We start from the raw sequence: 14262 nt of genomic DNA, 5'->3' as shown, positions 1-14262 counted from the left end.
TTAATAATTCAATTTCTGACCTTCGCAAAATTTTACTTATTTATAAATAAGTTATTTTATGTCAACAACGCCAGTAAAAAATTTACTACTTGAATTTTATCTACTGGCACATTATCTTGTATCAAATTTTCAATTCTACACAATATCTTGTGTTTTCATCATCTAACAACGGGTCTATAACATGAACAAAGCATTGATGGTCACAAAACGTGACGGACACCTTGAACCAATTGATCTGGATAAAATTCACCGCGTGATTACATGGGCGGCAGAAGGCTTAGATAACGTTTCTGTTTCTCAAGTGGAATTACGTTCACATATTCAATTCTATGAAGGTATCCGTACATCTGATATCCATGAAACCATCATTAAAGCTGCTGCAGACTTGATCAGTAAAGATAGCCCAGATTATCAATATCTTGCTGCCCGTTTAGCCGTTTTCCATTTGCGTAAAAAAGCCTATGGTCATTTTGATCCACCCCGTTTATACGATCACGTAAAAAAATTAGTGCGCATGGGAAAATACGATCCCGCCCTTTTAGTCGATTATACCCGTGAAGAATGGGATGAAATGGATTCTTATTTAGATCATTGGCGTGATATGACCTTTTCATACGCGGCGGTGAAGCAGTTAGAAGGGAAATACTTAGTACAAAACCGTGTCACCGGTGAGATTTATGAATCCGCACAATTTCTTTATTTACTGGTAGCGGCGAGCTTATTTTCGAAATACCCCGCTGAAACCCGTTTAAGTTATATTCGTCGTTTCTATGATGCGACCTCAACTTTTAAAATCTCGCTCCCGACCCCTATTATGGCAGGGGTACGTACACCAACCCGTCAATTTAGCTCTTGTGTTTTAATTGAATGTGGCGACAGCTTAGACTCAATTAATGCAACCGCCTCTGCTATTGTGAAATATGTTTCTCAACGCGCGGGGATTGGAGTCAATGCGGGTGCTATTCGTGCGTTAGGTAGCCCAATTCGAGGTGGCGAGGCCTTCCATACTGGTTGTATCCCGTTCTATAAATATTTCCAAACAGCCGTCAAATCTTGTTCACAAGGTGGGGTGCGTGGTGGTGCTGCCACGGTTTACTACCCGATTTGGCATTTAGAAGTTGAAAGTTTATTGGTATTAAAAAATAACCGAGGTGTTGAAGATAACCGCGTACGCCACATGGATTACGGGGTGCAACTGAATAAATTAATGTATCAACGTTTAATTAAAGGTGGTGATATTACCTTATTTAGCCCGTCTGATGTACCGGGATTGTATGAAGCATTCTTTGCTGATCAAGATAAATTTGAACAACTTTATTTGCAATATGAGCAAGATCCAACTATTCGTCAACGCAGCGTAAAAGCCGTTGAGCTGTTCTCATTATTAATGCAAGAACGCGCATCAACAGGACGAATCTATATTCAAAATGTGGACCACTGTAATACCCACTCCCCGTTTGATCCGAAAGTGGCGCCTGTCCGTCAATCTAACTTATGTTTAGAAATTGCGTTACCGACCAAGCCATTACAACATTTCCATGATGAAAAAGGTGAAATTGCGTTATGTACCCTTTCTGCGTTCAATTTGGGTACCCTTGAAAATCTTGATGAATTAGAAGGCTTAGCTGATTTAGCAGTACGTGCGTTAGATGCCCTATTAGATTACCAAGACTACCCGGTGATCGCGGCGAAGAAAAGTTCACTTGCGCGTCGCTCATTAGGCATTGGCGTAATCAACTATGCGTATTATTTAGCGAAGAATGGCGTGCGTTATTCCGACGGCAGTGCCAACGATTTAACCCACCGCACTTTTGAAGCGATCCAATACTACTTATTGAAAGCATCAATGAACTTAGCCAAAGAAATTGGTCCATGTGAATATTTCAATGAAACCACTTATTCACAAGGAATTTTACCAATCGATACCTATAAAAAAGACATTGATAACTTGACCAAAGAGCCACTGCACTACGATTGGGAGACCTTACGTAAAGAAATCCAAGAATTTGGTTTACGTAACTCTACGTTAACGGCATTAATGCCTTCTGAAACCTCATCACAAATTTCGAATGCAACAAATGGTATTGAACCACCACGTGGTCATGTCAGTGTGAAAGCCTCAAAAGACGGTATCTTAAAACAAGTGGTGCCGGAATATGAAACCTTAGGTGAAAACTATGAGTTGTTATGGGATCTCCCAAATAATGATGGTTATCTACACTTAGTAGGGATTATGCAAAAATTCGTTGACCAAGCGATTTCGGCAAACACCAACTATGACCCACAGCGTTTTGAAGACGGCAAGGTGCCAATGAAACGCCTACTGGGTGATTTATTAACTGCCTATAAATACGGCTTAAAAACCTTGTACTACCAGAATACCCGCGATGGCGCTGAAGATGTGCAAGAAGATATTGATGATGGCTGTTCAGGCGGTGCATGTAAAATCTAATGTGAGTAATCACAACTAACGAGAATGCGTTTCATGGTAAAAAGTGAAGCGCATTTTTCGTTTTCTGACTCTTTTTTTGGGAGTATTTTGTTCTAGCACCGATTTCAAAAATAACTTGTTAAAATTGTTAAAATCATTTTTCAGATATAAAAATCTAAAAATAAGAATAGACTAAGTATTTTATACCATTAAATTCAACTTTAATCGCCAAAATAAAGTATATCGCCCTATTGACTGCTCTCTAAATTTCATTATATTTCTGAACTCTAACATTTTTTTAACCAAAACAAACAAAAACAAAGGTTGCTACTATGACAACATCTTCTCAAAGTCGCGAAACGTTCTCTGGACGTAAAGCGTTTATTTTTGCTGCCATTGGGTCAGCAGTTGGGTTGGGAAATATTTGGCGTTTCCCTTATGTAACTTATGAAAACGGTGGTGGCGCGTTCATCATCCCTTATTTAGTTGCATTATTGACAGCCGGGATTCCACTCTTATTTTTAGATTATGCGATCGGTCATAAATATCGTGCTTCTCCACCACTGGCATTTCGTAAGTTAAACAAAAACTTTGAAACCTTTGGTTGGTGGCAAGTGTTGATCAACGTGATTATCGGGATTTACTATGCGGTCATCATTGGTTGGGCCGCCTCTTATACGTATTTTTCATTGAATAGCGCGTGGGGGGCAGATCCCGCGAGTTTCTTCTTTAAAGAATACTTACAAATGGCAGAAGGCGTGGCAGTTAATTTTGATTTTGTTGCCAGCATAACCGGTCCATTAGTCGGTGTATGGATATTTATTTTGGTTATCTTGGCGTTAGGCGTACAAAAAGGGATCGGTAAATCCGCTACCTTCTTTATGCCACTTTTAACCGTGATGTTTGTGATCTTAGTGGTTACTGCGCTTTTCTTACCGGGTTCTGCAAAAGGTTTAAATGCGTTGTTTACGCCAGACTGGTCTAAATTATTAGAACCAACTGTTTGGGTTGCCGCTTATGGACAAATTTTCTTCTCGTTGTCTATCTGTTTCGGCATCATGATCACTTATTCGTCTTACTTGAAAAAACAAAGTGATTTAACGGGTTCAGGTTTAGTCGTTGGATTTGCTAACAGTAGCTTTGAATTATTAGCCGGTATCGGTGTATTCGCGGCATTAGGCTTTATGGCAACTGCGGCGGGGAAAGAAGTGAGTGACGTCGCTACTTCAGGAATTGGCTTAGCCTTTATTGCCTTCCCTGCTATTATCGACCAAGCCCCATTTGGCAGTGTGATTGGCGTATTATTCTTCGGTTCCTTATTATTTGCTGGTATCACCTCATTGATGTCGATCTTAGAAGTGATTATCGCGGCGGTACAAGACAAATTAAGAATGCGTCGCTCTGTTGCCACTGCATTGACTTGTGTACCAATGGCAATTGTTTCCGTCTTACTTTTTGGCACCACCACTGGTTTACCTGTGTTAGACGTATTAGATAAATTCGTAAATAGCTTTGGTATTGTGGCTGTAGGCTTAATGGTGATTTATGCAGTATTAATCAATGAATCACTTTCTGGCTTAGCGGCACACTTAAACGAAACCTCTTCCTTTAAAGTTGGTGTGGTATGGCGTGTACTTATCGGCACTATCACGTCAACGGTGTTAGTGTATATGCTCTTTACTGAAATTAACAAAGTGGCAACTGAAGGTTACGGTGGCTACCCTGCCTGGTTCGTCAATACCTTTGGTTGGGGCATGGCAATTGGCTTAGGGGTGATCGCTTTCATGCTCTCGCGTTTACCTTGGAAACACTTAACTGATTCGACAAAAGGAGATAAATAATGGGTACTAGCGCAATTATTATGATGATCGTGGCATTAGTGATCATTTGGGGAGGATTAATTCTCTCGGTGTCAAGATTACCAAAAGAATAAAATCACATTTCCCTTTAAATCAGCACCTTTTGGGTGCTGATTTTTTTATCAGTAAATCTAACCAATTGATTACTAACCACTTATTTTTACTCTTATTATTCCACTTAATTCCTTCTGATTAAATTCACTGAATAAATGAGAAATATTGTCATTTCTCTAGCTTAAAATCGATGACTTAGGTAAAATGACGACGTTTATTCGTTTATTAAGCGCATCAAAAGTGCGGTGCTTTTCCCGTACTTTTCCTATGGAGAACACAACATGGCCTATACTACATTTTCACAAAACAAAAACGATCAATTAAAAGAGCCAATGTTCTTTGGTCAAAATGTGAACGTTGCTCGTTATGACCAACAAAAATATGAAACTTTTGAGAAATTGATTGAAAAACAACTTTCGTTCTTCTGGCGTCCTGAGGAAGTCGATGTATCACAAGACCGTATCGATTACCAAGCGTTACCAGAACACGAAAAACATATTTTCATCAGTAACTTAAAATACCAAACCTTATTAGATTCTATTCAAGGTCGCAGTCCAAACGTGGCGCTCTTACCACTTGTGTCTATCCCTGAATTAGAAACCTGGATCGAAACTTGGACCTTCTCTGAAACCATTCACTCTCGTTCTTATACCCATATTATCCGTAACATTGTGAACGATCCTTCCGTGATTTTTGATGATATCGTGACCAATGAAGAAATTATCAAACGCGCCAAAGATATTTCTGCTTATTATGATGATTTAATTCGTGATTCACAGCTTTATACTTTATATGGTGAAGGCACTTACAATGTAGATGGTCAAGATTGTGTGGTCACATTACGCAATTTGAAAAGACAACTTTACTTATGCTTAATGAGTGTCAATGCGCTAGAAGCGATCCGTTTCTACGTGTCTTTTGCCTGTTCTTTCGCCTTTGCTGAACGCAAATTGATGGAAGGGAATGCAAAAATCATTAAATTTATTGCACGTGATGAAGCTTTACACTTAACCGGTACACAACATATCCTCAACATTATGGCATCCGGTCAAGATGATCCGGAAATGGCAGAGATCGTGGAAGAATGTAAACAAGAAGCTTACGATTTGTTTGTTGCCGCGGCAGAGCAAGAAAAAGAATGGGCTGATTATTTGTTCAAAGATGGCTCAATGATTGGCTTGAACCGCGATATTTTAGTGCAATATGTGGAATATATTACGAATATCCGGATGCAAGCGGTCGGTCTCCCACTACCTTTCCAAGCACGCTCCAACCCAATCCCTTGGATTAATGCTTGGTTAGTGTCGGATAATGTACAAGTCGCCCCACAAGAAGTCGAAGTCAGCTCTTATTTAGTTGGTCAAATTGACTCAAAAGTCGATACTAAAGACTTTGGCGACTTTGATCTCTAAACGCTGTTAAAAAAACCGCACTTTTCGCGTTTTCTGAAAAGTGCGGTTATTTTTTCGCTGATATTTGCTAATGAAAATTCATTTAATCCATAGCCAAATTACTCTCGACTACGATAATCAAACTTCTCTTCTTTCTCATTTAGAAAATCACGGGATTCATCACGAGTATCAATGTCGCTCGGGTTATTGTGGTTCCTGTCGTGTCAAAATTAGCAAAGGCAAGGTATCTTATAAAGAACCGCCCCTTGCCTTTGTACAACCCAATGAGATTTTACTTTGTTGCTGTCAGGTTGATGAAGATTTAGACATCGAGATGTAAGCTAAATCACTTTCTGTAATTTCGCGGGAATCCCTTGTCGAACAGCAGAACCACATACCCAATCCACCCAAGGGGAAACAATTTCTTTGGTGTTATCTAATAAACCTAAGTCATTAATGTTTATTCCGCGCTGAATTTGTGGCGCCCCTTGGATCTCTTTTCCATCAATCACATAGCTCTTAGCACCTAATTGTTTATGCCCATAACCATGTTCAATGGCAATCGTCCCCTTGATGACGCCCTCCATGACGATAATTTGTACCACCCCTTTTCCGCCCGGAGTACTGAGTTCGACCAAATCACCATGTCGTAAGCCCTGTGTCTGCGCATCTTGTTGATTCATCGCCACAATACCTTCTGGTTTAATACTCTGTAAACGGAGTAACGGTGCGGTGATACTGCTCATTAAATTAGATTTAAATGAAATCAACTTAAATGGCCATTCTTTGCTTGGATAATGGCTTTCGAGCGTTGAATTATCCGCAAATTGCGGTTCAAAATACTTCGGACAGCCGTGGTAATGTTGACCCGTTTGCGCGTGTTTCGCTTTAGCGACCGTTTCATTCCAAATTTGCAGACAATTTTTCCAACGCGCTTGCATATTATCTTCTTGCCATGCACTTTTATACGGTGCAAAACGTCCTCCCTTGCAATACACATTCGCCACTTTCAGTACTTCTTCGGCTTTTAAAGTTCGCTGTAAAGTTGGCATGAGGCGCTGTACCCCAGTTAACAGTAAATCTTCCTCTGTCGCATCATTCACTGGCGCTTTCCCGTCATACGCAATATTGGCAGCGGCACGTAAAAAATAGTCTTCAGTACAGTTTAAAGGATAGCTATTTTTTTGTTTATCACTAATCGCATTTTCACCAAATCCAGGTAAATCCATCGCTTTGGCGATAGCAATGATAAAACTTTCCATACAAATGGTTTCGCCACTCGCGGTTTTTGCATTGTGAGACTGAATAATTGGCCAACGCGCGGTACTCGTTTTGGTCGGTACGCCTGCCCATGGTGTACTGAATCCCCAACTCTCAAAATTATGGGTATCTGGCACAATATAATCCGCTAAGGCAGTGGTTTCATTCATGAAGGCATCTACGGCAATAAAGAGCGGTAAAATACGCGGATCACGTAGTTTTTCATCCGTAATGTGATGAATCCCTGTCATGCCATAAATCGGATTACTCATATGGCTAATCCAAGCTTTGAGTGGGTAAGGATAGCCTTGTAATGCGGAAGTAATCATTTCTGACATTTGCCCACCGACAAAAGGATACCATGAGGCTTTCGCAGGGTAAGGAGAAAGCCCTTGTTCCACTTTACGCTTGAATTCGCTTGATTTCTCATAGGCACGTTTACTGCGTGCTAAGTTTGTGCCTTTCGGGTTGACCATATTCGGAAAATTGGCTAAATCATAACGCGGTCCGGCACCAAAATCTTTAAACTTTCCGCCAGACATACTCATGCCGCCCTTTTTGTTCATATTTCCAACCATGGCATTGAGTAAGAGAATTGCCCACGCGGTATAAAACCCTGTACCATGCATGGTGCCCCCATGGGTTACCACTGCGGCACGATGTCCGTGTGAAGTGAATTTTTTTGCCAATTCAATGATCGTCGCCACAGGTACACCACAATGTGCGGAATATTGTTCGATACTGTGTTCAAAACAAGATTCTTTAAATAATTGCAAGGCGGATTTCGCTAAAACAGAGGTCCCCTCTTTGAGTGTCACCATTTCTTCCACAAAAAGGACCGCACTTTGACTGTCTTTTGCGGCAATCATTGCTCCCGTTTGTTGATCCTTCACCAAAATATCACCATCCTCGGGGTTTTCTGGTGTTGGACTATCCATCACATCCTGCACACGTAAGGCTTGTCCATAGCGTTTATGTTGTGGATCAGCAATAAACAAATGTGTGGCATTACAAAAACTCACCGCGTTCGCGCTTTGCATCGCATTTTCACTCGGTATGGCTAAGTAGTCCGCGTTATAACGTGCATTCTCAATGATCCAACGTAACATGGCTAAAGACAAAGAGAGATCTGTACCCGGGACAATCGGTACCCAACGATGCTGATTAACCGCACGGCTTGAACTGAGTTCTAAACGCGGTGCCACCACAACATAGTCAAAATTGTCTTCTGTGCGTTGTTTTGCGAGTTGACGCGCTTGGCGTTTGAACGGGTTACCCGCTTGCGCAGGTGATGTTCCCATAAATAAAATAAATTCAGCATGATCCCAATCTGGTTTGGCATGCGCGTTGTTCGCGAGGTCATTCATAAATGCCCCCGATCCCGCGCGATAGGATAAGCCACAAAATGAGCCATGTGAGGCAAAATTGATGGTACCAAAACTGTTGTTAGCAAAACGTTTCAATAAAGGTTGACGCCCTTCAGGTCCTGCAAAAGTCACCATTAATTGATTGACTTTCGCACCAAATTCAGGATTTTCTTGATCAACAGGCGTTTGTAAATCTCGAATTGTTTTCAATCCTTCTACATGTCCTTCACCAAACAGATCACCGCCATTGACCACTTCATCCACCAATTGCTCAAAACTAATGGTTTGCCATTTTCCTTCGCCTCGTTTCCCAACTCGTTTTAACGGTTGTGTCAACCGATAAGGGCTATTAATCCCTTCTAGGAAAGCAGCACCACGCGCACAAGCAGTGGAACGATTAGCTAAGCCACTTTCTCCCGCCACACTTAGCTCTGCCTGTTGGATAGGTTGGTTAAAATCAAGATATTGATCGGCGGATAATGGGTGATAAGGATTACCGTTAATGCGTAATACTTGATTTTTGGCTAAATCCACACGCGCCCGTAAACCACATAAAGTCCAGCAGCCCATACATTGGGTATTACACACGACTTGATGACTGTTACTGATTAATTTGCCTTGTTGTACTTGATATTCCGGCGTTAATGCATTGCCATTGATTTTATCCTGTGTATGTTCGCCCGATGTACCTTCAAGTAAGCCTGTGGCAATTTCTTTCACTTTAGGCGAATACCCCGTGACAAACGCCGTTGCTGTACCGAGCGCTAACCCACCTTTTAATAAATTACGTCGTTGATTATTCATGGTTTCCCCCAGTCAAATGAAGTGGTGCTAATGCAGCAGAAAATACCCACCAAAGTACGATACTAATACATAGCCATAAGCTAAATACCGACAGGATGCCAATCGCACCGTCGATATGCCAAGTTAATTCATATGGGTTGATTAACGCATTGTATTTAGCAAGACGTTGTACTTCGATCAATAAGATCCAACGAACGACCCAAGTCAATAACAAGGCGAGCAATACCATCATGCCCTGTAACCATAATGATGCAGTCAGATAAGTACCTAACAGCAAACCTCCAAGCACAACTAGAACAAGCATCGGCAGATCACTCACTTGCCACAGCTGTGTCAGTTGAAGTGCGGTCTGTTCTGAAGAAAAATACACCCCCAACAATGTTCCAATAAATAACATCAGACTGATGAAGGTCAGCGTTGAAAGATATCCTGCAATTTTCCGTTGGCTAAACACCGCAATCAAAAAGCGACAAAGCAGTAATGTGCTTGGAAAAACACTAAATAAAATCAACGGCATAAGCCAAGATTGATGCCATAAAGGACGGGCCTCCACCACAAACACTTCCATAGTGGTATAAATCAAAATGGATAAAGCAGAGAGAAACGCAAACACTCGGAAGAAAGTTGTCCAACGAAGGAGATTCAACTGTCCCCAATAGAGAAAATGCAAGAACCGAGGTAAATGCTGTTGTGGAATAGCTTGACGCAATAAGCATAAAAAATACCCTACTACAGCAAGCGTAAATAAAGGTAAGAAAATCGCACCCCATGCCATCCAAGACCAAGGGGTAAGGTGTAAATAGAAATTTACAATCCGACTAGGTTGGTGTAAATCCGCGGTTAAGGCGATCGGTGCGACAATCGCACAACTTAGTGCAACGATGATGGCAATGAATTCATGCCGTACATTTTTCTCCATTTTATGAATGAGTAAGCCAACAAATACACTAGAAAAGGCGAGACCGATAAAAAAGAAATAGCTCACCGCCCAAGGTAACCATGCAATAGCTTGCGGTTCCACCACGATTTCACGAATGATCATAATCTTCCCTCCGCACTTTGCCATAACATAGATTGCCCCTGCACTTGATTAACAAAGGCGTCATCTAATCCTAAATAGAATACATGCGGCACTGTACCCGAATTTGGTTTTAAGACTTTGAGTTCCGCTTTAAATTCTTCTACCATTTTACTGATCGTACTATTTGGATCGCGTAAATCGCCGATAATCCGCGCGCCACCCACACAGCTTTCCACACAAGCCGGTAATAAACCAACCTCCAGTCGATGTGTGCAAAACGTGCATTTATCTGCCGTTTTTGTTTCTTCGTTAATAAAACGTGCATCATAAGGACAAGCTTGTACACAATACGCACAACCGATACAACGTTCATTATCAACTACCACGATACCATCTTTACGTTGATAGGTAGCTTGCACAGGACAAACCGGTACACAAGGCGGGTTATCACAGTGATTACATAAACGTGGTAATAACACATTATTGACCACTTGTTTTTCATCAGTGACTTCGTATTGACGCACCGTGGTTCTAAATTCGCCAATCGGCGTCGCATTCTCAATCCCACAACTTACAGTACAAGATTGACAACCGATACAACGACGTAAATCCACCAACATGGCATAACGATGTGCTTCACTTCCCTCTCGTCTAGCAGGTTGAAAAGCATTTTCTGCTTGACTCAATGGAATAAAAGCTTGCCCCACACTTAATAATGATAAATTTTTGAGAAAAATACGCTTACTCATTTTCATGGTTAGCTCCTTCTTAGTTATAATTCTTCGCGCAATTGCGTTATAATTTTTTTCTCGTATTGTTCAGGAAGGACGGCGAAAAAACTATTGTGGTTTTCCACATAAACAGTGAGTGAATTTGATTTCAATCAAGAAAAGGAAGAAAAAGTGAAAAAATGCAGTTCATTTTTAAAAATGTTTATTTTATTACTCAGCTTCATGCCAGCGCTTGTTTATGCACAGCAATGGAAAATTGGCATTCTGGCACAACGAGGTGTGGCACATACGCACGCTACTTGGCAACCTTGGATAGATTGGCTTAACCAACACCTCTCACCTCATCAATTCACCTTAGTTACCTTAGATCTTAACGATCTAATACAAGATCAGGCGCAAGGCGTCGATTTTATTTTATCCAATCAAGCACAGTTTTTTTATTTAAACAATAATGAAGTACGTTGGCTGGTAACCTTACGTTCACCAAGGCAAATTCAATCTTCTACCATGGGCAGAATTGGTAGTGCGATTTTAGTTCGTCAAGACAGCCCATTCCACCAGCTTACTGATTTACGCCACAAAACCGTGAGTGCAGTAGGTGATAATGCCTTCGGCGGCTTTCTACTGGGCTATAACGAATTCTATCAACAAGGTTTAGTCGAAAATAAAGACTTTCAATTAAAATTTACGGGTTTCCCTGTGGATAATACCTTGCTACTGCTGCAAGAAAGAAAAGTTGACGCGGCGATTGTGCCGGTGTGTATTTTAGAAGAATTAGTCAACGAAGGTGTGGTGAAAAAAGAAGATTTTCGACTCTTAGCCGGCAAAGAAAATGTGTTAGGTTGTCTCGCTAGCACGGAATTACTGCCAAACTGGTCTTTAGCAGCACTTTCACAAGTACCAGATAGTCTTGCATCAAAATTGGTCACACTTTTATTAAGTCAAGTACCTGCACATTTACCACAATGGACACCGCCTTATTCTACCTCACAAGCCGATACTGTGTTACGAGGATTATATAAACACCCACAACAAAACTTATGGGACAGTACAAAATATTGGCTACAACAATATCAAGGTTGGATTATTTTTGTCCTCTTATTACTTGTCTTAAATTATCTGTGGATTAGCTTTCAAATTCATCGTAAAAGCAAAGCGTTGCAACAAGCTTATCGAGAAATGCGACACTATGAACAGCAATTAGTACAAGCTGATCGACTAAGCATTTTAGGCGAAATGAGTACAGGCATTGCCCATGAAATTAATCAACCTTTATCCGCCATCCGTATGTATGTCGAAGGGGTGAAATACCATTTAGCACAGCTGCCTGCCGAAAAAAATACAGTTGAAATTTTAGATAAGGTATTACAACAAGTTGATCGCAGTGCAGATATTATCCGTAATTTAATGAATTGGGCAAAAGGCAAAAAAACACCAAGTTCTGAGTGTGTGGCACTCAAGCCCTTACTACAACGTGTAATCAGCTTTATGTCTTTACAAACACATCAGAAAGCCCAATTAAACTTGAATTGTCCAGCCTCGTTAAAACTCAAAATTGATACGACTTTACTCGAACAAGTTTTGTGTAACTGCTTGCTTAATGCTTCACAAGCGGGAGCAAGTGAGATCGAAGTGAACGTGCAAGCCGTGGGCGAATACATGACTATTCATATTGTTGATAATGGTTCAGGCTTCAAAGCTGGCGAACTTGCTTTTCCGTTTGTCCCTTTTCGCAGTAGTAAAGCGAATGGGCTAGGTTTAGGTCTGGTACTATGTCAACGATTAATGCGTTCGATTAATGGTGACATTTCTTTGCATAACCGCCTTGATCAACAAGGAGCGGAAGTGATTTTAAAATTACCAAATAAAGTGGGGGAAACATGTTAATTCATCTGGTTGATGATGACTTAACCGTTTTGGATGCAGCGCGTTTTTTATTAGAACAAGCTGGCTATCAAGTCCAAACATGGTCAAATAGCCAAGCCTTTGTGAATAAAGCACCGCTGTTTGAACCAGGTGTCGTATTACTGGATATGAAAATGCCATTACTTGACGGTCATCAAGTACATCAATTTTTATGCCAACAACAAAGTACGCTTGCAGTAGTGATTATGACAGCACATGCCGATGTGCCCATGGCGGTGCAAGAACTCAAACAAGGTGCGGTAGATTTTTTACAAAAACCTGTTCAATTTTCGCAATTACAATCTGTATTAAAAACCGCAATACAAACCACGCAATCACGTTACGAACGCTATAAAATTCGACATTGTTATGCCCAGTTGAGTCGAAAAGAATTGGATATTTTGGCATTGTTAATTCAAGGCTGTATTAATCGGCAAATTGCTGAAGCCTTAAATATTTCTGTGCGTACTGTGGAAGTGCATCGCTCACATATTATGGAAAAAATGCAAGCGCAAACCATTGCTGAATTGATCTATAAAACCGCCCAACTCTAACAAAACAGCAGAGGTTTACCTCTGCTGAATTCGGTTAAAGCTGATTTAAATCGAGCACATCGGTCATATCAAATAGCCCCTTTTCTTTTTGTGCAAGCCACCTCGCTGCACGTACTGCTCCTTTGGCAAAGGTCATGCGACTTGTGGCTTTATGAGCAATCTCAACACGCTCACCAATGTCCGCAAACCACACACTGTGCTCACCGACAACATCACTTGCCCGTATTGTGGCAAAGCCAATCTCATCCCGTTTACGTTCACCCGTAATACCGTCACGGGCAAATACGCCATGTGTTTTCAGATCCCGTCCTAGCGTTTTTGCAATATGTTCTCCCATCGATAATGCGGTCCCCGAAGGCGCATCCACTTTATGACGATGGTGGGCTTCAATAATTTCAATATCACAATAATCGCCCATGACTTTGGCGGCTTTTTCTAACAACTTGAACACCAAATTCACTCCCACGCTAAAATTAGATGCGAACACAATGCCAATACTGTCTGCAGCTTGCTGAATTTTCGCTTTTCCGTCATCATCAAAGCCTGTTGTACCAATTACCATATTTTTATGTTGTGCCACACAAAATGCAAGATGCGCTAAAGTTCCCTCTGGACGAGTAAAATCAATTAAGAGATCAAACTGGTCTTGTTGGCTGGCTAAATCATCGGTAATCTGTACACCAAGATGACCCACATTGGCTAATTCTCCGGCATCTGCCCCTAATAAAGATGAACCTTGACGTTCAAAGGCGGCCCCTAAGACGACCCCCTCCGTTTCACTTACCGCTTGAATCAATTGGCGTCCCATTCTGCCGCCAGCACCGACGATTGCCACACGTAATGTCATATTATTATCCCCTTTTGCTATATCGCGCTATATGAAAT

11 protein-coding genes are annotated in these 14262 nt (G+C 41.2%); 7 read left to right on the top strand and 4 right to left on the bottom strand.

Annotated features, from left to right (window positions below; genetic code table 11):
- Window positions 1–181 precede the first annotated feature (181 nt).
- The 5 genes from nrdA to yfaE all read left to right on the top strand — a co-directional run bounded on the left by nrdA (window position 182) and on the right by yfaE (window position 6075).
- A complete protein-coding gene (gene nrdA / locus KPF51_RS03660; RefSeq protein WP_005726674.1) occupies window positions 182–2452 on the top strand; it encodes a class 1a ribonucleoside-diphosphate reductase subunit alpha in 2271 nt (756 codons plus the stop codon).
- 311 nt (window positions 2453–2763) lie between these two features.
- Complete coding sequence (locus KPF51_RS03655; RefSeq protein WP_061406127.1) at window positions 2764–4272, top strand: sodium-dependent transporter; 1509 nt, start codon at window positions 2764–2766, stop codon at window positions 4270–4272.
- Window positions 4272–4364 (top strand): methionine/alanine import family NSS transporter small subunit, encoded by a 93-nt coding sequence (locus tag KPF51_RS03650; RefSeq protein WP_005716345.1) that lies wholly within the window; start codon window positions 4272–4274, stop codon window positions 4362–4364. Before KPF51_RS03655 ends, KPF51_RS03650 begins: the two co-directional genes overlap by 1 nt.
- Window positions 4365–4625: 261 nt before the next feature.
- Window positions 4626–5756 carry a class Ia ribonucleoside-diphosphate reductase subunit beta gene (nrdB, locus tag KPF51_RS03645; protein WP_005726684.1) on the top strand — a complete coding sequence of 377 codons (1131 nt, stop codon included), beginning with the start codon at window positions 4626–4628 and terminating at the stop codon, window positions 5754–5756.
- Window positions 5757–5826: 70 nt separating this feature from the next.
- Window positions 5827–6075 carry a class I ribonucleotide reductase maintenance protein YfaE gene (gene yfaE / locus KPF51_RS03640; RefSeq protein WP_005716349.1) on the top strand — a complete coding sequence of 83 codons (249 nt, stop codon included), beginning with the start codon at window positions 5827–5829 and terminating at the stop codon, window positions 6073–6075.
- A 1-nt stretch (window position 6076) separates the two neighbouring features.
- On the opposite strand, the gene KPF51_RS03635 is transcribed toward yfaE, so the two are convergent.
- The 3 genes from KPF51_RS03635 to ttrB are packed head-to-tail and all read right to left on the bottom strand — an operon-like array spanning window position 6077 to window position 10942.
- Entirely contained in the window at window positions 6077–9166 is a 3090-nt protein-coding gene (locus KPF51_RS03635) for a tetrathionate reductase subunit A (protein ID WP_005726685.1), read from the bottom strand.
- Window positions 9159–10208 carry an NrfD/PsrC family molybdoenzyme membrane anchor subunit gene (gene nrfD / locus KPF51_RS03630; protein ID WP_005726686.1) on the bottom strand — a complete coding sequence of 350 codons (1050 nt, stop codon included), beginning with the start codon at window positions 10206–10208 and terminating at the stop codon, window positions 9159–9161. The genes KPF51_RS03635 and nrfD overlap by 8 nt, the downstream gene beginning before the upstream one ends.
- Window positions 10205–10942, bottom strand: a complete 738-nt coding sequence (ttrB, locus tag KPF51_RS03625) for a tetrathionate reductase subunit TtrB (RefSeq protein ID WP_005726687.1) — start codon at window positions 10940–10942, stop codon at window positions 10205–10207. Before ttrB ends, nrfD begins: the two co-directional genes overlap by 4 nt.
- A gap of 147 nt (window positions 10943–11089) precedes the next feature.
- Here ttrB and KPF51_RS03620 point away from each other — a divergent pair, with 147 nt between their 5' ends.
- Window positions 11090–12805, top strand: coding sequence for a sensor histidine kinase (locus KPF51_RS03620; RefSeq protein ID WP_041423196.1), 1716 nt, complete (start codon window positions 11090–11092; stop codon window positions 12803–12805).
- Entirely contained in the window at window positions 12799–13377 is a 579-nt protein-coding gene (locus tag KPF51_RS03615; protein ID WP_005726689.1) for a response regulator transcription factor, read from the top strand. Before KPF51_RS03620 ends, KPF51_RS03615 begins: the two co-directional genes overlap by 7 nt.
- A 34-nt stretch (window positions 13378–13411) precedes the next feature.
- Here the strand turns inward: KPF51_RS03615 and dapB are convergent, their stop codons facing one another.
- Window positions 13412–14224 (bottom strand): 4-hydroxy-tetrahydrodipicolinate reductase, encoded by an 813-nt coding sequence (dapB, locus tag KPF51_RS03610; protein WP_005726690.1) that lies wholly within the window; start codon window positions 14222–14224, stop codon window positions 13412–13414.
- Window positions 14225–14262 lie beyond the last annotated feature (38 nt).

It is taken from the genome of Pasteurella sp. XG20, from assembly GCF_018968665.1.
Classification (GTDB): domain Bacteria; phylum Pseudomonadota; class Gammaproteobacteria; order Enterobacterales; family Pasteurellaceae; genus Pasteurella; species Pasteurella multocida.
The sequence above is the reverse complement of the archived record's forward strand: the minus strand, read 5'-3'. Positions and strand labels throughout refer to the sequence as shown.

Bases quoted from the DNA above. Each gene is read 5' to 3' on its own strand.
- nrdA (WP_005726674.1), top strand. From the start codon at position 182: ATGAACAAAGCATTGATGGTCACAAAACGTGACGGACACCTTGAACCA.
- nrfD (WP_005726686.1), bottom strand. From the start codon at position 10,208: ATGATCATTCGTGAAATCGTGGTGGAACCGCAAGCTATTGCATGGTTA.
- yfaE (WP_005716349.1), top strand. From the start codon at position 5,827: ATGAAAATTCATTTAATCCATAGCCAAATTACTCTCGACTACGATAAT.
- KPF51_RS03650 (WP_005716345.1), top strand. From the start codon at position 4,272: ATGGGTACTAGCGCAATTATTATGATGATCGTGGCATTAGTGATCATT.
- nrdB (WP_005726684.1), top strand. From the start codon at position 4,626: ATGGCCTATACTACATTTTCACAAAACAAAAACGATCAATTAAAAGAG.
- dapB (WP_005726690.1), bottom strand. From the start codon at position 14,224: ATGACATTACGTGTGGCAATCGTCGGTGCTGGCGGCAGAATGGGACGC.
- ttrB (WP_005726687.1), bottom strand. From the start codon at position 10,942: ATGAAAATGAGTAAGCGTATTTTTCTCAAAAATTTATCATTATTAAGT.
- KPF51_RS03615 (WP_005726689.1), top strand. From the start codon at position 12,799: ATGTTAATTCATCTGGTTGATGATGACTTAACCGTTTTGGATGCAGCG.
- KPF51_RS03635 (WP_005726685.1), bottom strand. From the start codon at position 9,166: ATGAATAATCAACGACGTAATTTATTAAAAGGTGGGTTAGCGCTCGGT.
- KPF51_RS03655 (WP_061406127.1), top strand. From the start codon at position 2,764: ATGACAACATCTTCTCAAAGTCGCGAAACGTTCTCTGGACGTAAAGCG.